This is a genomic window from Acinetobacter sp. UC24323 (assembly GCF_024151445.1).
Classification (GTDB): domain Bacteria; phylum Pseudomonadota; class Gammaproteobacteria; order Pseudomonadales; family Moraxellaceae; genus Acinetobacter; species Acinetobacter baumannii.
Genome location: NZ_JAHIBY010000003.1, coordinates 35,842 through 57,325, shown reverse-complemented (window position 1 = coordinate 57,325; position 21,484 = coordinate 35,842). Strand labels below are relative to the sequence as shown.

Sequence of the window (21,484 nt, the reverse complement as noted above, 5' to 3'; positions counted from 1 at the left end):
CGATTTCTTATATAATTTAAATAAATTTAATCTTGATAGATCAAGTTTGCTTTATCGATATTGTTGCTGTCGATATCAAGCACATGCTTTCCTTCAACTTCAACCTGAATCTCTTCATTTTCAAGGTCTACAGCAAGGAGTTTTGCTTGAAATTTACGACGATTTTCTACTGCAGCAATCAAACGCAAAGCAACCTGTTGTCCAATGTAGCCTTGCAACTGTTCGAGTTGAAAAAATGGGCGATCCCAACCTGGTGAAGAAACTTCTAATGCATATTCACCTGAAATCGGATCATGGACATCCAGCATTGCGCCGACCTGTTGTGTAACACGAACACAATCTTCTACACCAATACCGCGGCCTTGCTCTACTTCACCATCTTCATTAATCACTGGTTCAGCATTTTCATCAACCGGTCTATCGATATAAATACGCAATAATGAACGCTTACCTTGTGGAAGGAATTCAATTCCCCAAAGGTCGACACCACATGCCTCCACTGCTGGAGCAATCATGTCATACAATGCTTGGGATTTATTTGATAATTTCATTTACTCTCGTCATTCTCGTGCGATTCAATCGGTTGTTTTAACCGACACAGACTTACTATAGTGAAGCATGACTATTTGACCAATTGATGTCGACACTACACGATAGCGATACGATAACCAATAAAAAAGGGCGTTAATCGCCCCTATATAGCACAGAAAACAATAGTCCACTGTGCAAAAAGGCCCACCTTGTCTGTGAGCCTCTTTAAGAAACTTGGTAGCGGGAGCTGGATTTGAACCAACGACCTTCGGGTTATGAGCCCGACGAGCTACCAGACTGCTCCATCCCGCATCAACGTGCAAAAATTATATACAAATATCGAAAAAAGTCAATGTAAACTTATCCAATATTAGCTTGATTAAGTTGCACCTTAATCAAATTGGTAGCGGGAGCTGGATTTGAACCAACGACCTTCGGGTTATGAGCCCGACGAGCTACCAGACTGCTCCATCCCGCATCAAAAACAAAACTGCTTGCACTCAACTTTCTGGTTCAAAGTTGGTGCGGAAGGGGGGACTTGAACCCCCACGCCCGAAAGCACTACCACCTCAAGGTAGCGTGTCTACCAATTCCACCACCACCGCAGCTTGTGGGACGCATTCTAGTCCTTTCAATTCCAAAAGGAAAGTCTTATTTCCAATTATTGGCCAGTTTTTGGTGCATTTGGTGAAGTTTCAGGCGATATAGTCTGCGCTGGCGCAGTCGTTTGTACAGTTTTCAAACTATATGCTTCAGTCGTTTGCTTCTTGGCAAAAACAGCCAGAGTCAAACTGGTCACAAAGAATAAAGCTGTCAAAATTGCAGTCACGCGAGTCAAGAAGTTACCTGAACCAGACGCACCAAATACTGTTGCTGCGCCACCTCCACCAAAAGAGGCACCTGCATCTGCGCCTTTACCATGTTGCACTAAAATTAATGCAATCATTAGTACTGCTAAAATAATATGTACAACAAGTACAAAAGAGTGCATACCCTATCCTCGTTATTTGCTTTGCGCGAAGGCTTGTACAATTTGATAAAAAGATGCTGCATTTAATGAAGCACCACCCACCAACGCACCATTGATATCTGGACATGCAGCTAACTCAACAGCATTTTCAGCTTTTACACTACCGCCATATAAAATAGCAATATTTGAGCCTGCCGGTGTAAGTTGGCATAAGCCTTCACGAATTTTAGCGTGCATCGCTTGCGCATCTTGCGGAGAAGCTGTTTTACCTGTACCAATTGCCCAAATAGGTTCATAGGCAATAACCACTTGGTTTTGCCATTGTTCAGCAGTTACTACAGGTGCAATATCACAAATTTGCTGTAGAACAACTTGCTCGGCCTGACCTTGCTCACGTTGTTCAAGGCTTTCGCCCACACAATAAATGACAGTCATACCCGCATTTAATGCATTTTGGAGTTTTGCCTTCAAAATTTCAACGTTGTCACCAAAAATATCACGACGTTCAGAGTGTCCAACCAGTACGAAATTAATTTGGCTATCTTTTAATAGTTCTGCACTGACTTCACCAGTATAAGCACCTGTACCAGCAACACGTGATACATCCTGTGCAACCGTATGTACCGTTCTTGCAGCATCCTGTAATTGCGCTTGTACCGTTGTAAGGGCAATAGAAACAGGGGCAACGCCCACATGGCAGTTTTCATCTGCAATTTGGTTTTGTTGCAATAATTGTTTAAATTCTTCTATAAGTTGGTTGGCGTTGGCACGCATTGGATTCATTTTCCAGTTACCAACTACCCAAGGCGTAATCGTCGAACCCGACATACTGCTCACCTTTCATCAAAAATGCAGCACATTCTACACGCATTTATACAAATTTCAGATACTTTTCTTTAACGCGATTACTCATATCTTTTCTAGTGTTTGAAATTAAGAAAAAACTTTACTTTATTAAAAGTCCGACATTCTAAAAATTAATAAAGAAAAACTTCGACTGGTTCAAGCTTTAATAGGCTGAGTAGGACCCGAGCAACACTTTCTAAGGTAGTAATTTTACATAACAAAAGTATAATTTTTCATATACCAATTATAAACACATTAACATAGGCAGGCAGATGTCAGCATTACATACATCTCCAAAATTTACGGGGTTTTTTCGACGTTTAGTCGAAGAAAAGCATGTGTCGGCAGCGACCATGCAAACTGCATTAGATGCAGCGAAAAGAGCTAAGCAGGACACAGTCGCATATTTAATTGAAGAGGTTCATCTCTCCCCTTCATTATTGGCTGAAACAATTTCTGCTGAGTTTGCTGAACCATATTTCGATCTGGATGTTTATGACACCTCTCAGATTCCTAAAGATCTGGTCGATCAGAAACTGATTTTAAAACATCGAATTTTGCCGCTCATTCAAAGAGGGCAAATTTTATATGTTGCGACCAGTAATCCAAGCAATATCGAAGCGATTGATGCAATTCGTTTTAATAGTAAATTGCTGGTTGAGCCTGTAATTGTGGAGCACCATAAACTCGAAAAAGTTTTAGGCCAGCATTTTGCAGAAGAAAGCAGCTTTGACTTCAATGATGAAGAGTTTGATCTCGATGTTAATCTTGATGGCCCTACCGCTCAAGAAGATGAAGAAGAAGCTCCACAAGGCGATGAAGCCCCGATTGTTAAATATATTAATAAGTTATTAATTGATGCTATTCGTATGGGTGCTTCAGACTTACATTTTGAACCGTACGAAAAATCCTATCGGGTGCGCTATCGTGTCGATGGTGTGTTACGTCAAATTGCCAATCCCCCTCTACAGCTTGCAAACCGCTTGGCATCACGCTTAAAAGTAATGTCTCAAATGGACATTTCTGAAAAACGCGTCCCACAAGATGGTCGTATCAAGCTCAAGCTGTCAAAAAGCAAAGCGATTGATTTTCGTGTGAACTCCCTCCCGACTTTGTTTGGTGAAAAGTTAGTTCTACGTATTCTTGACCCATCAAGCGCAATGCTAGGAATTGATGCACTAGGATATGAAGAAGATCAAAAAGCTTTGTTTATGGAGGCATTAGATAAACCTCAAGGCATGCTTTTAATTACCGGACCAACAGGTTCTGGTAAAACCGTATCGTTATATACAGGTTTAAATATTTTAAATACTGAAAGCTCTAATATTTCCACTGCCGAAGACCCAGTAGAAATTAACCTTGAAGGAATTAATCAAGTTAACGTAAACCCCAAGGTAGGCCTTACTTTTGCGGCCGCACTTAAATCATTTTTACGACAAGACCCTGATATTATTATGGTGGGTGAGATTCGTGACTTGGAAACAGCAGAAATTGCAATTAAGGCGGCTCAAACCGGCCACATGGTGATGTCAACACTACATACCAATAGTGCTCCGGAAACATTGACTCGTCTACGCAATATGGGGGTTCCTTCTTTTAATATTGCAACATCAGTAAACCTAGTTATTGCACAGCGTTTAGCACGTCGTCTTTGTTCTCAATGCAAAATACCTGCTGATATTCCTAAACAAAGCTTATTAGAAATGGGCTTTACCGAACAAGATTTAGCGCACCCAGATTTTCGGGTTTTTCAGCCCGTAGGTTGCCCTGAATGTCGTGAAGGCTATAAAGGCCGTGTCGGTATTTATGAGGTAATGAAAGTTACACCTGAAATTTCCAAGATTATTATGGAAGATGGCAACGCTTTAGAAATCGCAGCTGCTTCTGAAAAATTGGGGTTTAATAATCTACGTCGTTCAGGTTTAAAAAAGGTGATGCAAGGGGTGACCTCTTTACAAGAAGTCAACCGTGTCACCAGTGAATAAGACACTATTTAAAAAATAAGGATAATCTAATGGCTGTCAAAAAGGCACAAATGATGCCGACTTTTGCTTATGAAGGGGTTGACCGTAAGGGCGTAAAAATCAAGGGAGAACTTCCGGCTAAAAACATGGCTTTAGCCAAAGTAACCTTACGCAAACAAGGGGTGACTGTTCGAACTATACGTGAAAAACGTAAAAATATTCTTGAAGGTTTATTCAAGAAAAAAGTCACCACACTCGATATTACGATTTTTACTCGACAACTAGCGACCATGATGAAAGCTGGTGTACCACTCGTACAAGGCTTTGAAATTGTAGCTGAAGGTTTAGAAAACCCGGCCATGCGTGAGGTTGTACTCGGTATTAAAGGTGAAGTCGAAGGTGGTAGTACTTTTGCCTCAGCTTTAAGAAAATATCCTCAACATTTCGATAACTTGTTTTGTTCACTTGTTGAGTCTGGTGAACAATCAGGCGCACTCGAAACGATGCTGGACCGCGTTGCAATTTACAAAGAAAAAAGTGAATTGCTCAAGCAAAAAATCAAGAAAGCAATGAAATACCCGGCAACAGTTATTGTAGTAGCCATTGTGGTGACCATTATTTTGATGGTTAAAGTAGTTCCCGTTTTCCAAGATTTATTTGCGTCTTTTGGAGCAGATTTACCTGCATTTACGCAAATGGTTGTGAATATGTCGAAATGGATGCAGGAATACTGGTTCATTATGATTATTGCGATTGGCGCAGTCATTGCTGCCTTTCTGGAAGCAAAAAAACGCAGTAAAAAGTTTCGTGATGGCTTAGATAAACTGGCGCTTAAGTTACCTATTTTTGGGGACTTGGTTTATAAAGCAATTATTGCCCGCTATAGCCGCACGCTTGCTACAACATTTGCCGCAGGTGTTCCGCTTATTGATGCATTAGAATCGACTGCTGGCGCAACCAATAACGTGATTTATGAAAAAGCTGTGATGAAAATCCGGGAAGATGTCGCAACAGGTCAACAGCTTCAGTTTGCTATGCGGGTCTCTAATCGTTTTCCATCGATGGCTATACAAATGGTTGCAATTGGTGAAGAATCGGGTGCACTAGACAGCATGCTCGATAAAGTTGCCACTTACTATGAAAATGAAGTGGATAATGCCGTTGATGGTTTAACCTCTATGATGGAACCTTTAATTATGGCAATTTTAGGGGTGCTCGTAGGCGGTCTGGTAATTGCTATGTATCTTCCAATTTTCCAAATGGGCTCAGTTGTATAATGCAAGACATCATTGCGTATTTTATTCAAAACTTAACTGCACTTTATATTGCTGTTGCACTCGTGAGCCTATGTATCGGTAGCTTTCTTAATGTAGTGATTTACCGCACGCCAAGAATGATGGAGCAAGATTGGCAGCAAGAATGCCAAATGTTACTCAATCCTGATCAACCGATTATTGATCATGAGAAGTTAACTTTAAGTAAGCCTGCTTCATCGTGCCCTGCATGTCAGCAACCGATCCGTTGGTATCAAAATATTCCTGTTATAAGCTGGCTTATGTTAAGAGGAAAGTGTGGCCATTGCCAGCACCCGATTAGTATTCGCTATCCAGCCATCGAACTACTCACCATGCTATGTTCATTAGTAGTCGTCATGGTATTTGGCCCAACCATACAAATGCTTTTTGGACTCGTCCTCACATGGGTACTGATAGCCCTTACCTTTATTGATTTCGATACACAATTATTGCCTGATCGCTTTACCCTACCTTTAGCTGCGCTCGGCTTAGGTATTAATACCTTTAATATTTATACCTCACCCAACTCAGCCATTTGGGGTTATCTCATTGGTTTTCTATGTCTTTGGATTGTCTATTACTTATTTAAAGTGATCACTGGCAAAGAGGGTATGGGCTACGGCGACTTTAAATTGCTTGCAGCATTAGGAGCATGGATGGGGCCATTGATGCTGCCGTTAATTGTGTTATTGTCATCGTTACTTGGCGCAATCATTGGCATCATTTTATTAAAATTAAGAAATGACAATCAGCCTTTTGCTTTTGGGCCATATATTGCCATTGCTGGTTGGGTTGCCTTTTTATGGGGTGATCAGATTATGAAAATTTATTTGGGAGGTTAAGATGGCTTTTATTCTGGGAATCACAGGTGGTATAGGCAGTGGTAAATCAGCTGCAACACAATGGTTTGAATCCCAAGGAATCCAAGTCGTCGATGCCGATATTGTTGCTCGCGAAGTGGTTGAAAAAGGGCAACCTGCCCTTCAAAAAATTCAACAGACCTTTGGAGATTGGGTGCTTCAACCCGATGGCAGTTTGGACCGCCGTGCCTTACGTGAATATATTTTTCAAAATCCGCAAGCGCGTCATACACTCGAGCAAATTACCCATCCCGCAATCCGTCAATCTATTATTCAACAGCTACAAAATCCTAAAAGTCCATATGTGATTTTAGTTTCGCCATTATTGTTTGAAACAAATCAACATGAACTGGTCAATCACACGCTATTAATTGATGCGAGTGAACAAACTCAAATTCAGCGTGCAAGCCAGCGCGATGGACAAAACCAAGAACAAATCCAGAAAATTATTGATGCACAAATGCCACGCGAACGAAAACGTGAGCTTGCAAATGATATCGTGTTTAATGACGGATTACTCGAACATTTATATCAGCAATTAGAGCCTTTACATCAAAGCTATTTGAAGCGTACAAACTAATTTTGTGTATTTTGCTGCTTAATCTTTTGTGTCAGGCTATCTTGTCTAAACCAGCGCCAAGGCTGTAAAGCGCCTATTCCCATACCTACTAAGCCCACTACAATTGATGGGCTTAATGATTCACCAAGTAAAGGTACAGCTAAAATAGCAGCAATAAACGGTGCCAAAGTTACAATACTTCCCGTTTTAAATGCGCCAAGACGCTGAATAGCAGCAACATAGGTTAATGTCGCAATAATAACGACAAACACGCCATGGAAAATACTTTGTACAGCTAAGTGCAAAGGATCTACATCCATAAAGTGCTTAGGTAAGAACAACAAATAAATCGGCAAATAAATAATTGCGGACCAGATTGCGACGCTTGCCATAGAATGCCAAGCAGAGAGCTTCCACTGTTTAAGTAGTACAGTAAAAATCCCCCACCAAATCGCACTGATAAACAGAAGTAAATCTCCAATTCCAAAAGCAGAGGTACTACTTTGTAACATCAATGCGCTCATGAGGGCCAAGGCAGTAATCATAATTGCTAGACTCACCCATGTATGTTTATCAAATGGCTGTCTAAATAAAATATAAGCAGCTATAGCAGTACAGATAGGAATACAGCCATTTAAAAATATTGCAGCATGTGCAGCTGGTGCATAAAGAAAAGCTGTATAAACCGTAAGGCAGTAAATGACTCCACCAATCAATGCCAAAATAACCGCATGCTTACTCCATAAAAAAGCGAGATCTTTTTTATAAATTAAGATAGGCATCAAAATTAGGAAGGCTATAGCAAAGCGTAGTGCGGCAATATCCCAAGCACTGATGTGCCATTGTGCATTTAAGCGGGCAAAAAGCGTAAACCCGCCCCAAATACACATGGTCACCAATACAAAAAAATAACCTTGCGTACGGGGAGACATATCAAGACTGCATAAAAACTAGGAAGGCAGCTAAATTATACCTCAGAACGCTGACGACAAGCTTCATAAAGTGCCATACCCGTTGCCACACTTACATTTAAACTTTGTAAGTTACCTGACATTGGAATATAGGCTTTTTGGTCACACTGTGCTTGAGTAATTGGACGTAAACCTGTGTCTTCTGCACCCATTACAATCACAACAGCACCCGAGAAATCACACTTCTGAATAGGTAATGCATTTTCATCAAGCATTGTACCAATCACACGTACGTGAGTTGTCTCTTTAAGATGCGCTAAAGTACGAGCTAAATTAGTCACTTGAATAAATTTAACTTTTTCGGCCCCACCCGCTGCGACTTTACGAGCAGTTGGAGTTAAGCTTGCTGAGCGATCGCGAGGCACAATCACTGCCTGAACACCCATTGCAGCGGCAGTACGGATACATGCCCCTAAGTTATGTGGATCTGTCACCTGATCTAATGCCAGCAATAAGGCATCTGGAGTTTCAGCCAAGAGCTGGTCTAGATCTTTTTCATTTAAAGTCGGGTGCGGACGTACTGCTGCAACTACGCCTTGGTGAAATGGCAAACCCGCAAGCTTCTCGAGGCTATCACGGCTTGCTTTTTGTACACTAATTCCAAAAGGCTCGGCCAATTGCAGAATTTTCTGCAAACGCTGATCGTCGCGCCCTTTCAATGTAAACAGGGTCAGCACGCGCTCCGGCTCAAGTTCTAACAATGACTCCACTGAGTGAACGCCATAATAATATTCCGGTTTTGCCATGCATGACCTCTAACAACGTTTGAGCAAAAAATAAAAATCCTGTAAAGCCAACTTCACAGGATTTCTTTGGGCATAGTGTACCCGATTTAAACAGTAATTTCTTAGCCTTCTAAGTGGCAAACATAATCAAGCACTTCATCAGTCTCGATTTTGAAAACGCTATTGCCTGGTACATAAAAAGATTGACCAGCGCGGAACAATTCACTTTCATTGCTGTCTGCAATTTTAACGCGACATTCACCTGAAATAATTTCCATACGCTCAGGAACATGGGTTTCAAATGTTAAAGGCTGTTCAGTCGGCAAAATAACACCTAATGTTTTTTTCGTTCCATCTTCAAATTGCACGGTATGGCTGATACATGCTCCACCAAAATAAACATTTGATTTTTTGATGACCGTTACATGATCAAATTGGGTTGAACTCATGCACACTCTCCAGATAATGCCGCATTTATATAAATTATGATGAATGTAGTTTAATTGTGCCTAAATAACTAATCAATCAGTTTTCATACGGATAGACTTGTAATTTCCACTGCTGTAACTGAATTTTTTTAGCAAAAGCGTGGGGTAAATTCACTTCAATATTTCGACTCTTCGACACAATTGCATCATATCTGCAAACTTCATCGTGATTTTCATCGAATAAAATCCAGTAAACTTTTTCTGCCGTTGGATGATTAACCGCAGTTGTAACGACTGGTGAACCATTATCCATCCCTACATGAAAATTGTCTTGGTCATTTTGCATTGAAGTTAGATCATAAGCCGGAAAATCGGCACTATTTTCATCAAATTGCTGGCTATCATGTACAAGCACACTTTGTTTTAAAGTCGGCCAAATACAATAACGCAGGTAATGTTGATCTATGACTCGATTGTCCGGATACCTTCCAGTGGCAACATAATCCCTGATATGTGCTTCAATATTATGAAAAATACCTGTGCAACCGCCCCACATACCCGCCAAAATTAATTCAGTATGAGAATAGCTATCTCTCATTAAATGGAACCATTGATCACTTTTAAGCCAAGCATCAACAGCGGCTTTTTCACGATAAGACACGATAGAGTCGGCATCACGTACTAAAAACCGTTTAACTATCGGATCATCCATAACTAAAAAGCGCCAAAATAAACCTGATAACTGTTTTTGAGTGGGACTAACATGTACAACTTGTGCGCCATTTGCTTGTAACTGTTGTTGTACAAGTTCGGGAACGCTCTCATCCACATAGAATCGACACGTCCATTCAGGATAGATTTCTTGAGCTAACTTAGTATTTAAAATGGAAGTTTCACAATACCGCGGATTTGCTCCAAATAAAGAAAAAGCAATGATATTTTCTTGTGGATTTGAGCTAAATGGCACGGGTTTATGAGTGGGTATATTTAAAGCAGGCTCATTCTTTGTGAGTTCTTTTTTGGTTGAAATGGCTAAACGCCCAAATTTAATCTTCTCTTCTTTTTTATTTAAATGATGACAAACTTCGGTCAATCCATCGTATAGATTTGTATTAACGTTAGAACCACTTGCTTTAATGGCTTGCATATAATGTTGATATGCATCGTCATAACGGCGTAACCGTAGCTCGGTATAAGCTAAATCAGACAATGCTCCGGGATGTCCGGGAACCAGACTTACTGCTTTTTTTACATGTTGATATGCTTTGACATAATCACCTTGTGCAGCAGCCTGTTTAAATGCATTAAAATGCTGATTTAAAATTTTATTCATTTCAGCAGGATTAGTTTTTTTATGGCGGTTGATCATCCCTATTGGTGCTTTCGGTAAGCTTAATGTTTTTTTCATTGTAAAGATCCGCAATCTTGCTGTTCTATAATTTCAGTTAGAATAATAGATCACTTGTAGCAAATTCAAAACTTCTCTATCTTTAACCCATAATTTGGCGCGTTGGATGCGTTTATGCTCACACATTTAACTTTAATTAATTTTGCATTAGCTGATCATTTAGCTATTGATATAGAACAAGGATTTAATGTTCTAACAGGTGAGACAGGTGCAGGAAAATCATTATTACTGGATGCACTATCTGCCTGCTTAGGGGAACGTACAGATACAAATTATGTCCGCTATGGTTCGGACAAAGCGGATGTAACCGCAGTTTTTACTTATCAGGACAATAGCCCTGAAGCAAAATGGTTAAAAGAACATGAACTAGATGATGATTCAGGGGAAATTCATTTACGTCGGGTTATTTTTGCAACTGGCCGTAGCAAAGCATGGGTAAATGGCCGTCCAAGTAGTCTCTCTGAGCTTAAAGAATTAGGCCGCTTATTGGTTCAGTTGTATAGCCAGCACAGCCAACAACAGCTACTTGAACCACCTTATCCAAAGCATTGGCTAGACCGTTATAGTAATTTTTACGCCGAAGCAAATGATGTTCGTGAAGCATATAGTACATGGCAGCGTAATATCCGCCAGCATCAGGCTGCGCTCGATGCTCAAGCGACCCGTCTACAACGTATTGCGACCTTAGAGCTACAAATTGAAGAGCTTGAGGAAATCATTCAAACCGATTACAAAGAAATCGAGCAAGAATTTGACCGGCTCAGTCATCATGAACATATCATGCAAGACTGTAGCTATAGTTTAAATGCGCTTGATGAAGCTGAACAAAACATTACTCAAGAAATGTCGTCGATCATTCGCCGCCTAGAGTCTCATGCGGGGCGTAGTGAGCAGCTTTCCGAAATTTATAATTCGTTATTAAATGCGCAAAGTGAAATTGATGATGCCACATCAAATTTACGTCAATTTATTGACCGTCAGAGTTTCGATCCTGAACGGATGGAAGAGCTGAACTCCAAGCTAGAGGTTTTCCATCGACTTGCTCGTAAATACCGTACTCAGCCAGAGACGCTGAAAGAAGAGTACGAAACTTGGCAAAGTGAGCTTGAACAATTACATCAGTTAGAAGACCCTGAAACTCTGGCTGAACAAGTAGAAAAGTCACATCAAGAATTTTTAGAAAAAGCCCAGCATTTGGATAATATTCGTCGTGAAGCTGCTGCTCCACTTGCAAAACAATTAACTGAACAGGTTAAACCTTTAGCGCTGCCTGAGGCACATTTTGAGTTTAAGTTTGAACCATTAGAACAACCAAATGCAGAAGGATTAAGTTTTATTCAACTTTTATTTACTGCCAATAAAGGCATACCTCCTCAACCATTGGCACGTGTAGCATCTGGTGGTGAGCTTTCTCGTATTGCACTCGTTATGCAAGTCATGAATGCTGAAAAGACCGAAGCAGAAGTTTTGGTATTTGACGAGATTGATGTCGGAATTAGTGGTGGTACAGCTGAAGTGGTTGGTCGTTTATTGGCCGACTTGGCTCAGCATGTCCAACTTCTATGTATTACCCACCAAGCACAGGTGGCTGCACAATCCGATCAACATTTGTTAGTCAAAAAACAACAAACTGATCCGGCAAGTAGTACTATTGTACAACTTGATGAAAATCAAATTATTTCCGAGTTAGCGCGCATGTCAGGAGGTGTTGAAATTAATGAAACAACCTTGCAGCATGCTAAACAATTACGTCAACTTAAATTTCAGGCTTCTTCAACTTAATAAAGAAAATGAGAGAAAAAGATTGGCGAAATCCGATTAACTCTTGTATGTTGATAAAAAGAACCTATATAGATAAAAAGGGTCGAGAGACCCTATAGCGACATTTTTTGAGGGAGAACCGCTTAGGTGACCAAACAATATATGACTCACCGTTGTCTGATTGCCCCGCCAGAAATGGCAGATGACTTTTTTGCAAATACAGTAATTTATCTTGCCCGTCATGACGAAGAAGGTGCCCAAGGTATTATTATCAATCGCCCTGCCGGTATCCAAATTAAAGAGTTACTCAATGATTTAGACATTGATGCAGACAATGTAAATCCGCATGAGGTTTTACAAGGTGGTCCTTTACGCCCTGAGGCGGGCTTTGTTCTTCATACAGGCCAACCAACATGGCACTCTTCTATTGCTGTGGGTGAGAATGTCTGTATTACCACCAGTAAAGATATTCTCGATGCGATTGCGCATAACGAAGGTGTTGGCCGCTACCAAATCGCCCTTGGTTATGCGAGTTGGGGTAAAAACCAGCTAGAAGATGAAATCGCTCGCGGTGACTGGCTTATCTGTGATGCCGACATGGATCTGATTTTTAACTTGCCGTACGATGATCGTTGGGATGCAGCCTATAAAAAAATTGGTGTAGATCGTACATGGCTGGCTTCTGAAATCGGGCACGCCTAATGACCGCAACGCAATCAAAATCAATTATGGCTTTTGACTTTGGCACTCAAAAGATGGGAATGGCGATTGGTCAGTCTGCAATTGAAAGTGCTAACCCATTACCACTTTTTGTGATGAAAGATGGTATTCCCAACTGGGACCAACTTTTAAAAATTGTGAAAGAGTGGCAGCCTGATTTGTTTATTGTTGGTCTTCCATTGAATATGGATGATAGCGAGTCAGAACTTTCAACACGGGCACGTAAGTTTGCACGTCGCTTACGCCATCAAACCAATATTGAAACGTGGATGGTCGATGAACGGCTCACCACTCGTGAGGCAAGAGAAGAACTTGGTTTTTATCAAGAACAAGGCCGTGCCAAGAAGTTGTCAGCCGATAGTTTTGCCGCGGCTTTGCTAATTCAGAGCTGGTATCGCAATCCTGTTGGTTTAACGCCATAAAATAAAAAAGCATGTTTCAAACATGCTTTTTTATTGAGTTTAAAAACTTAAGCTTTTTATTTTTCAATAATATGTACTGTAGCAGTACGGCCAGACACAAAAGCCAACTCATTTTTTGGTGCTTCGTCTAACACAATTTTTACAGGTACACGCTGCGCTAAACGAACCCAGCTAAATGTCGGGTTTACATTTGCAAGCAGTTTCGAACTACTTGAACGCTCACGGTCTTCAATACCCGATGCAATACCCTGCACATGGCCTTTAATTTTCTGTCTATCACCCATTAATTGCACAGTTGCTTCATCACCAATATGAATACGGTCTAATTTTGTTTCTTCAAAATATCCCACAACATAAAGCTGCTTACGATCTAGCAATGCTGCAACCGCTTGTCCAACTTGAACATAATTACCCGGACGCAAATCAAAGTTAGATAATGTTCCATCTGCTGGCGCCACAACAGCCGCACGGTGCATATTGAGTTCTGCTAAATGTAAATTACTTGTTGCTGCTTCAACCAGTGCCTGTTGCTGTTTAATAGTCGCTTCAGCTTGTTGAATAGCAGCTTGGAGTTGCTCATGTTCCGCGTGTGATTGATCACGAGTTGCAAAGACCTGATCTTGTTCCTGCTTAGAAATCGCACCATCCATTAAGTTTGAATAACGGTTTGCGTTTTTCTCGGCTAACTTAATGTTAGTACTCGACTTAATCAAGTTTGCTTTGGCTTGGGCCAGACCTGCTTGTGCTTGAGCATAGGCCGCTTTTGCTTTTGCCAAATCAGATTTTGCTTGCTCTACATCTAAAGCTCGGCGAGAGACATCAATTTTAAAAAGCACCTGACCTTTTTTTACAGTCTGGTTATCTTGAACCAATACTTCCGTTACAAGTCCTGCTACATCTGAAGAGACCTGAATAACGTCACCACGAACTCGACCATCACGTGTCCACGGCGCTGCATTATAGTAGTTCCATAAATGCACAATGGTATAGACAGCAATCATTAATGCGACAATCAAAATCACTGGACGGATGACTTTTTTCAACTCCAATTGATTCATTTTACTCACCTAACTCAATCTTTAATCTGGCAATCATCTTTAAGCACCTAACCCAACAAAAATTTGGTGTATCACCAAAAGTAGTAAAAGGTAAAAACACAAATTGAAAATACTGGGTAATGCAATCCAGCCTTGTGCAATCCATTTGTTGGTTAAGGGACTTAACCAGCGAAAACATATATATGCAAAAATGGCTTGGACGAGCAAAGCAGGCACGTAAATACCGTAGACATTAAACTCACCCATGCGCTGTGGCTCCTGTAAGCGTACGATCTGCATTCATTTGATTTGATGAAACATGACACATGCTATAAGCAATATTATTTAGTGAAATAAATAATCTTTGACGCAGAGTCATATCTTCAATATTTGAAGCAAGTTGTTTAAGTTCAAATAAGGTTTGGTGAATGTGCTGTACCAATACATCACTTTCACCTTTTTCATTTTCTTTAGCTCTAAATAGCTCATCTAAATCTTGTTGCAAACGGCCAATGTGATGGGCTAATTCCGAAGATATCGGAACTTGATTTGCTAGCTCTTGTAGTCGGCTTAAATCAATGATCGCACTTGATTCAACCAAAGCCTGTTGAATAGATTTTTTAATCTCTTCTGACTGAACCATTTTAGTATTTAAGACACCAACACGGTCTAACATCCCCCGTAAGTGAACTTTAAATTCAATACCATAAGGAATGTATATGGCTTGGCGCATCGCACGGTAATGTAAAGCCAAAATACGGTTTGCACTGGTATCGGGTGACATGGCACGCACAACATCAATAACGACCAATGACACCAATACGCCCATAACCATACCAAATGAGCTATCTAAATAAGACACTGCGTCCATGCTGTAAGCATTGTGCAAGTTCAGCCCCATCATGGTATTAATACCTAACACCATCCCGACTGGCATGAGTGCCTGATTCGCCATCATGGAAACCGCAAATAAGAACATTGGTAATAAAACGAGTCCAAGTTCCCAAAATGTTGTGACATGAGGGAAAATACCAAACGCGTAAATAAAAACTAAAACCGCCGAAGCCACACTGCCCCATATAAAAATACGTAAGACAGGAACAGGGTTATCTAGGGCTGTTAAGATACAGGCAGTGACTGCACCGATCTGTGCCATCATGAACCCAGCTTTCCAGCCAGAAAGAATCCACACACCAGTCACAATAAATGTAATGAGTACCGCACTAATACCACCTCTGACTGCCACACCATGATCTCGGTGTAAACTTGGATAGGTCGTAGTCATTGGGGTAATGTTATCTGGAATCTCTTTATTACCTTGCTTGATGCGTTGCCATAAAACTTTTACAGCTAAAACATTACTAATGAAATGACGCACATCCATTTTCATGGCAGCCAATAACACTTGCTGATGTTCAGAAGCCGAATCATTTAAGTTCAAGAAATCATTTTCAAACTCGTCAGGTAACTGCAGAATATTTTCATCAGTCATCTGATCTTTTTGTTCCAGAAAATGAATCACATGCCCTGAAAGCTGCTTTAATTTATCTGAATGACTTTCAATAAAATTGAGTTCTTGCAGTTGTTTAATTCGTTCAGATAAAGCAACCAAGTTCGCAACCACCATCGACATTTGATGGAGCATTTCTTGCAAAGGTTTGGTCATCCCATGCAACTCACCTTTTTCATAGCTCAAATGAACTGCCAGAGCATGAATATCGGTCGTATCACGAGTAATAGCAGCTAAAAGCTGTGTATTGTTTTGCTGTTGATCTGCATTTAACAAATTAGCAAACAGGTTTTCTGTATCTTTGAGAGTTTTCGTTACGCGCTGTTTGATTGCCGAACCAATATGCATGGGCAAAATAGTCGCAGACACAACCGCACTCGAAATCACACCAATTGAAATCTCAAGTACACGAGCCAAAGCAATATCAAAAATATTGTACTGATCAATATAAGTAATCGCGTTATACACAATCATTGCGGTTGAATAACCTGCCAACATAAATGCATAACTGCGAGGAGTACGGTCTAATAAAGACACATAAAGCGCAAAGCCCACCCATAGTGATAACACAACCGTAAAGATCCACGGCGTATTAATCAGATGCGGAGTAATGGTTAAGGCAATAATGGCCCCGCCTACCGTTCCCAATAAACGATAAACACACTTAGACGACACCATACCCGAATAAGGATTGGCGATAATCAGGACGGTACCGATCGACCACATTGGATTAATCAGGTCTAATTCGAACGAAACAAATAATGCCAACATACCGGCAATAAATGTCTTTATTGCAAAAATTAGATCAAGCTTACTCGGGCGGAAAGCCAGTATTTGCTTTAATAACATGAACTCATCTCAAATATAGATTTGAACTGATGAGCATGCTCATCAGTGTCCATTTGCTTTTAAAAAAAAGACAATACGACTTTGTCATTTGCCTATAAGACAAATGAGTTAATGAGAGCATCCTTCAATACAATGATTTTTCCTACATCTCTGCATGATGTACCGAGATGATTTCAGTTTGACCGCTATTTATACGACCAAGCTTAGGAAAGAAGAGACATCGAGAAAGCCGGTAGAATAAACCAATTTCTCGATTAGATATTTTGTTGCACAATTTTTTCAAATTAAAGTGATTTAGTCAACTAAAATATCTTTATTTGATAATTTGATATGTTTTTAGTTAATCATATATGATGTGTGAATCAAGAGAACTTTTCTGATTCTGAGCGTAAAATATTTAAATCAGGTAGTTATCTTGGAATTGAGACAAAGCTTCAATTTTTCTGTTATAAGAACTCAAGTGTGACCCGTTTATTAAGGATACGAATAAGACATCATGGCAATTTCAAGTTTTGGCAAAATTTTAACCGTACTGGATTTATTTTCCGTTTCACGACCAGTGATTAATGTCGATATTATTTGCGAAGAACTTGGCTTGTCTAAACCGACCAGTTACCGTTATCTGAAAGAACTCGTATCAGCCGACTTATTAAAACGTATTAATGGTACTTCTGGCGATTACACTTTAGGCTCAAAAATAGCAGTTCTTGACTATGTATCTAGAACAACCGATCCATTGGTCCAAATCAGCACGCCATTTATGCGAAATATTGTAGAGCGTACTGAACTTTGCTGTTTACTCACCTATTTAAATGATGACTACTGCATTGATATTCATCATGAGATTTTTAAAGATACTGAATTACTTTCATATGGTCGAGGCTGCCCACGCCCAATTTATGTTGGGGCTTCACCAAAAACGATGGTTTCACATTTAAGTAAACAGCGCATGCATGACTACTATGAACGTTTTCAACATGAGCTGTCTGAATCAGGTTTTGCTGTAGACGAACCTAGCTTTATTCAGCGTATGCGTAAAATAAAAAAACAAGGCTTCTATTTCTCGCAAGGTGAGATTGACCCCAATGTTTCAGGGCTTGCTGTACCCGTTCGTTTTTCGAGTAAAGAAGTTCCTTTGGCTTTAACGTTAGTCGCATCAAAGAACCGCTTTGATTTTTTAAATATTGAAAAGTTGATTGAAATTTTGCAAGAAAACGCGGCATTGATTGAGCAGCGCTTTATGGAACTTTCAGAAAAGGGCGAGATCTAAAATAATATTTTTGATAATTTAAAGTTTTCTTACACTTTGAAGCATTGAAAATATCCAAATATTCTCATATTATGATTTTAGCACCTATTGATGATTCTTTTCATCAGCAGCTCATCAATAGTAGGCTCTCCCTCAGAGGAATAAGCTCATGTTGCCATCATGGGCTTTTTTCTTGCCCAATTTTTAGAAAAAACTTATGAAAATTGGAACTGACGAAAAGTCAGATTAACCCGTGGTTGTAAAATCTTGGTTGAACGATTTAAACGGTGTTGCCAATATTGTTGAGTCTCACCACGCATCACAATAAGTTGACCCGGTTGTAACCACATCTCAACTTTTTCTTTAGTTTGAATATGCCTAAAAGAGAACTTTCGCGTTGCTCCAAAACTTAAGGAAGCAATTGTAGTGGTTCTGGCTAAAGACACATCCGAATCACTATGCCAAGCCATTCCTTGAGTTCCGTCTTCATAAAGATTTGCCAAGCAAGAATTAAATTTTTCTGAAAGGATCTGCTCTACTTGCTGTTTTAGCTGAGCAAGTCCTTTGTCCCACGGTAAAGAATCACGAAAGACACCAGAATATTTATATCGATAATGCTCATCTCCATACCAAGCAACTTTACGAGGTGTTATAAAGTGCTTGCCATATAGCTTCGCTTCATCATGTCGCCACGCCAAATGGTGGTACAAATAATGAAAATATTGTTCAGCTTCTTCCGCAGTTAAAATACATCCATAATCCTGAACCTCACCATCATAAGGCAATAAGTTTGAACAAGGTTCCGGAGAAAATAAATCTAGTGTCATGCAATCTCCCCTTGCTGCTTAGCCATCTCCCAAGCTAACAATGCCAGTTTACGCCCTTTTTGCCAATGGTACTCACCGACCATTCCTGTTGCGCGAATGACCCGATGACATGGAATTAAATACGCAATCGGATTTTGGCCAATTGCTGTAGCCACTGCTCTGACTGCTTTAGGTTTTCCAATTTGCTCAGCAATATCTTGATAGGTTCGTAACTGCCCTTCGGGAATAGTAAGCAGTGCCTCCCATACTTGTAGCTGAAATGGTGTTCCTGCAAGATTAAGCGGTAATTTCTGCTGTAAATGTTCTGAGAAGTCTTGTCTAAACCACTGTGCAATCTGTTGATGCCAAATCGGAGAGTAATTTTTTAACTGAGCTTTCGGAAAATACTGTTTAACGATTTCTTGTATGTTCTTACTATTATCAACAAAGCGAACAGAACAAATCCCTTTATCACTACTTACTACCAATAAGTCACCAAATGGACTCGTTTCAACTGAATAATTCAGTTCAACGCCATCACCTTGCTGCTTGTATTCACCAGGGGTCATCCCTTCAAGCTGAATAAACAAATCATGTAAACGACCCGTACCCGACAGTCCAGTATTTAAAGCAGTATCTAATAAGCTACGTTGCTGCATTAAATAATATTTTGCTTGCTGCAAGCTCATATATTGCACAAACTTCTTAGGGCTAATGCCTACCCATTCTTGGAACTGCCGCTGGATATAACTCGGGCTTAAATTCATATATGTAGCGACATCTTCTAAGCTTGGTTGCTGGTCTAGATGTTCATATAAATATTCAATAATTGTGGCAATCGCAGCAAATTGCCGAGAAGAAAGCATTTGCATCTGTCACCTCCTTAGTACTCAATCTTACTTTAAAGTAGCCAAGACACCATGACGACCCGATTCTTGCACTTTCCAATAAAAAAGCCTTTCGCAAGGAAAGGCTTTTAAAAATCTTTTTAATTTTATGGCTGCTTTAGGTATGGCCATGCAGCTTTTAAATAAATAAACATTGACCATAAAGTCAAAATAACGGCGGTATATAACAAAGCATAGGCCAATACTTCTAAAGGCTGCCAATTCAACAGGAACACGCTAATCGCAATCATTTGAAATGCAGTTTTATATTTACCGACTGTTGATACGGCTACACTGGTCCGCGCGCCAAGTTCTGCCATCCACTCACGTAAAGCAGACACAGTAATTTCCCGTGAAATAATAACAATTGCAGCGAAAGCCATTGCAATTGTCGGTTTCCACTGCACTAAAACAATAAGTGCAGCTGCAACCATAAGTTTATCTGCAACCGGGTCTAGGAAACGGCCAAATGCTGAAGTCTGGTTTAAAGTTCGTGCTAAATAGCCATCAAACCAGTCGGTTACAGCAGCCAGCACGAAAATAGCCGTCAAGATAATATGACGTGTCATACTTCCTACGTGCTCACCAATACCTATTGCAGGCGGCCAATATGCAATCACCAAAAATACAGGAATAAGCGCAATACGCGCCAAAGTTAGGATATTTGGGATATTCAGGATTCGCCCTGTGGTCATAAACACCGCCAATTTAGTCTTCACGCATCTTTTAACAGACAAAGACACATACTTCAATATTGTATCTATCTGTAACAGCCACTTTATACGAAATATGTGAATCGAGAAAGTAGATTACTTAGGTAAATACCGTAACAGTTTGCCGCAAGATTGCAATTAAATGATCATTTTGATCCCAAAGATATGCATATTCTGTGGAGTACCCCTCAGCTGCATATTCAGTAGTTACTTTATATTTAAACCAGTCACACAACTGGTGCCGAACTGGATGAACATAAGTAATATGCCATGATAAAGAACTTGCAGGTGCAACTTGCTTAAACATAGGCAAAACACCCGGTGGCCAAATATCCATAAGAACAATCAAATCAGATAATGTCATTTGACGATTCGCATGCTGCTCTGGTGAGAACCTTGACCAGCCACCAAAGTCGGGATGTTTACTTCCCGTTACCGGATAATTCCCCTCAGCCCAACAGACTTCAAAATGCTGAAAGCATTCAGGCATATGTTTCGCAAAAGGAATGACAGATAAATTTTCAGGTGGTACATAAGCAGGGACGACTGGCTCTTGCTTTACCTCAATACTCGATGCACGAGAAGCCCCAAAACTTGCAATCAAAATCGTTTGTACTGCATCATCTTGCCATAAACGCGCTTCAAGCGTAGTGACTGACTTTCCTTCTCTTAAAACTTCAATAGTCAATCGGGCAGCGCCTTGTTGTACAGGGCCTACAAAAGTAACACTACAACTTAATAATCTTTTATTTGAATCTTGAATATAGGAGCAGGCTTTTTGCATTAATAACCCAGCAACAAGGCCACCAAAAACGGTGCGGCCCTGTAACCATCCTGCGGGTATATCAATCCATTCATTTTGTTTTACATCTTCCCATAGTTGCAGTAATGACATTCATATCCCTAAATCATGCGCATGGTTAAGAAATATCTTTCATCATTTTGACCAATATGTGAATGATCATTCAGCTAT

The 21,484-nt window shown here is 40.2% G+C and carries 22 protein-coding genes and 3 tRNA genes; 8 read left to right on the top strand and 17 right to left on the bottom strand.

Features of this window, described 5'->3' with window-relative positions; genetic code table 11:
- Positions 1-26 precede the first annotated feature (26 nt).
- From rimP to tpiA, 6 genes are all read right to left on the bottom strand, one after another.
- Positions 27-551, bottom strand: coding sequence for a ribosome maturation factor RimP (gene rimP / locus KNQ97_RS05420; RefSeq protein ID WP_000777730.1), 525 nt, complete (start codon positions 549-551; stop codon positions 27-29).
- 215 nt (positions 552-766) lie between these two features.
- Positions 767-843, bottom strand: a tRNA-Met gene (locus KNQ97_RS05415).
- Between the two features lie 89 nt (positions 844-932).
- Positions 933-1,009 (bottom strand) — tRNA-Met (locus KNQ97_RS05410).
- A gap of 42 nt (positions 1,010-1,051) precedes the next feature.
- Positions 1,052-1,136: transfer RNA gene (locus KNQ97_RS05405), tRNA-Leu, on the bottom strand.
- A gap of 56 nt (positions 1,137-1,192) precedes the next feature.
- A complete protein-coding gene (secG, locus tag KNQ97_RS05400; RefSeq protein WP_098732275.1) occupies positions 1,193-1,522 on the bottom strand; it encodes a preprotein translocase subunit SecG in 330 nt (109 codons plus the stop codon).
- A 12-nt stretch (positions 1,523-1,534) separates the two neighbouring features.
- Complete coding sequence (gene tpiA / locus KNQ97_RS05395; RefSeq protein WP_000016932.1) at positions 1,535-2,329, bottom strand: triose-phosphate isomerase; 795 nt, start codon at positions 2,327-2,329, stop codon at positions 1,535-1,537.
- A 290-nt stretch (positions 2,330-2,619) separates the two neighbouring features.
- Between tpiA and pilB the strand changes: the two genes are divergently transcribed.
- Genes pilB through coaE form a run of 4 tightly spaced genes read left to right on the top strand, consistent with a single transcriptional unit; the run spans position 2,620 to position 7,046 of the window.
- On the top strand, positions 2,620-4,332 hold the full coding sequence (gene pilB / locus KNQ97_RS05390; RefSeq protein ID WP_001274987.1) for a type IV-A pilus assembly ATPase PilB: 1,713 nt from the start codon (positions 2,620-2,622) through the stop codon (positions 4,330-4,332).
- 29 nt (positions 4,333-4,361) lie between these two features.
- Positions 4,362-5,588, top strand: a complete 1,227-nt coding sequence (locus KNQ97_RS05385) for a type II secretion system F family protein (protein ID WP_000279218.1) — start codon at positions 4,362-4,364, stop codon at positions 5,586-5,588.
- Entirely contained in the window at positions 5,588-6,448 is an 861-nt protein-coding gene (locus KNQ97_RS19220) for an A24 family peptidase (RefSeq protein ID WP_005133286.1), read from the top strand. The genes KNQ97_RS05385 and KNQ97_RS19220 overlap by 1 nt, the downstream gene beginning before the upstream one ends.
- A gap of 1 nt (position 6,449) precedes the next feature.
- Positions 6,450-7,046 (top strand): dephospho-CoA kinase, encoded by a 597-nt coding sequence (gene coaE, locus KNQ97_RS05370; protein WP_005133287.1) that lies wholly within the window; start codon positions 6,450-6,452, stop codon positions 7,044-7,046.
- Here coaE and KNQ97_RS05365 read toward each other — a convergent pair.
- The 4 genes from KNQ97_RS05365 to KNQ97_RS05350 all read right to left on the bottom strand — a co-directional run bounded on the left by KNQ97_RS05365 (position 7,043) and on the right by KNQ97_RS05350 (position 10,557).
- Positions 7,043-7,957 (bottom strand): DMT family transporter, encoded by a 915-nt coding sequence (locus KNQ97_RS05365; protein WP_000075014.1) that lies wholly within the window; start codon positions 7,955-7,957, stop codon positions 7,043-7,045. The two genes, coaE and KNQ97_RS05365, sit on opposite strands and share 4 nt — an antisense overlap.
- A 35-nt stretch (positions 7,958-7,992) precedes the next feature.
- Complete coding sequence (gene rlmB / locus KNQ97_RS05360) at positions 7,993-8,742, bottom strand: 23S rRNA (guanosine(2251)-2'-O)-methyltransferase RlmB (RefSeq protein WP_001118149.1); 750 nt, start codon at positions 8,740-8,742, stop codon at positions 7,993-7,995.
- Positions 8,743-8,843: 101 nt separating this feature from the next.
- On the bottom strand, positions 8,844-9,170 hold the full coding sequence (locus tag KNQ97_RS05355; RefSeq protein ID WP_000099685.1) for a pyrimidine/purine nucleoside phosphorylase: 327 nt from the start codon (positions 9,168-9,170) through the stop codon (positions 8,844-8,846).
- Positions 9,171-9,246: 76 nt separating this feature from the next.
- Positions 9,247-10,557 carry a tetratricopeptide repeat protein gene (locus KNQ97_RS05350; protein WP_253611960.1) on the bottom strand — a complete coding sequence of 437 codons (1,311 nt, stop codon included), beginning with the start codon at positions 10,555-10,557 and terminating at the stop codon, positions 9,247-9,249.
- A 114-nt stretch (positions 10,558-10,671) separates the two neighbouring features.
- Between KNQ97_RS05350 and recN the strand changes: the two genes are divergently transcribed.
- From recN to ruvX, 3 genes are all read left to right on the top strand, one after another.
- Entirely contained in the window at positions 10,672-12,339 is a 1,668-nt protein-coding gene (gene recN, locus KNQ97_RS05345) for a DNA repair protein RecN (protein ID WP_000955426.1), read from the top strand.
- A gap of 126 nt (positions 12,340-12,465) precedes the next feature.
- On the top strand, positions 12,466-13,020 hold the full coding sequence (locus KNQ97_RS05340; protein WP_001979301.1) for a YqgE/AlgH family protein: 555 nt from the start codon (positions 12,466-12,468) through the stop codon (positions 13,018-13,020).
- Complete coding sequence (gene ruvX, locus KNQ97_RS05335) at positions 13,020-13,460, top strand: Holliday junction resolvase RuvX (protein ID WP_000127528.1); 441 nt, start codon at positions 13,020-13,022, stop codon at positions 13,458-13,460. Before KNQ97_RS05340 ends, ruvX begins: the two co-directional genes overlap by 1 nt.
- 56 nt (positions 13,461-13,516) lie before the next feature.
- On the opposite strand, the gene KNQ97_RS05330 is transcribed toward ruvX, so the two are convergent.
- The 3 genes from KNQ97_RS05330 to KNQ97_RS05320 are packed head-to-tail and all read right to left on the bottom strand — an operon-like array spanning position 13,517 to position 16,856.
- Entirely contained in the window at positions 13,517-14,518 is a 1,002-nt protein-coding gene (locus KNQ97_RS05330; protein ID WP_001072475.1) for an HlyD family secretion protein, read from the bottom strand.
- 39 nt (positions 14,519-14,557) lie between these two features.
- Positions 14,558-14,764, bottom strand: a complete 207-nt coding sequence (locus KNQ97_RS05325; protein WP_000503613.1) for a DUF1656 domain-containing protein — start codon at positions 14,762-14,764, stop codon at positions 14,558-14,560.
- The gene (locus KNQ97_RS05320) at positions 14,757-16,856 is read right to left on the bottom strand and encodes an FUSC family protein (protein WP_000925020.1); all 2,100 of its coding nucleotides are present in this window, start codon (positions 16,854-16,856) and stop codon (positions 14,757-14,759) included. Before KNQ97_RS05320 ends, KNQ97_RS05325 begins: the two co-directional genes overlap by 8 nt.
- Positions 16,857-17,352: 496 nt before the next feature.
- Between KNQ97_RS05320 and KNQ97_RS05315 the strand changes: the two genes are divergently transcribed.
- A complete protein-coding gene (locus tag KNQ97_RS05315) occupies positions 17,353-18,126 on the top strand; it encodes an IclR family transcriptional regulator (protein WP_001018361.1) in 774 nt (257 codons plus the stop codon).
- A gap of 194 nt (positions 18,127-18,320) precedes the next feature.
- On the opposite strand, the gene KNQ97_RS05310 is transcribed toward KNQ97_RS05315, so the two are convergent.
- From KNQ97_RS05310 to KNQ97_RS05295, 4 genes are all read right to left on the bottom strand, one after another.
- Positions 18,321-18,932: an alpha-ketoglutarate-dependent dioxygenase AlkB gene (locus tag KNQ97_RS05310; RefSeq protein WP_253611959.1), complete on the bottom strand. Its 612-nt coding sequence runs from the start codon at positions 18,930-18,932 to the stop codon at positions 18,321-18,323.
- Positions 18,929-19,783, bottom strand: coding sequence for a methylated-DNA--[protein]-cysteine S-methyltransferase (locus KNQ97_RS05305; RefSeq protein WP_031994157.1), 855 nt, complete (start codon positions 19,781-19,783; stop codon positions 18,929-18,931). The genes KNQ97_RS05310 and KNQ97_RS05305 overlap by 4 nt, the downstream gene beginning before the upstream one ends.
- A 122-nt stretch (positions 19,784-19,905) precedes the next feature.
- Positions 19,906-20,493, bottom strand: a complete 588-nt coding sequence (gene pgsA / locus KNQ97_RS05300; protein WP_000206941.1) for a CDP-diacylglycerol--glycerol-3-phosphate 3-phosphatidyltransferase — start codon at positions 20,491-20,493, stop codon at positions 19,906-19,908.
- 118 nt (positions 20,494-20,611) lie between these two features.
- The gene (locus tag KNQ97_RS05295; protein WP_000055159.1) at positions 20,612-21,406 is read right to left on the bottom strand and encodes a thioesterase family protein; all 795 of its coding nucleotides are present in this window, start codon (positions 21,404-21,406) and stop codon (positions 20,612-20,614) included.
- Positions 21,407-21,484 lie beyond the last annotated feature (78 nt).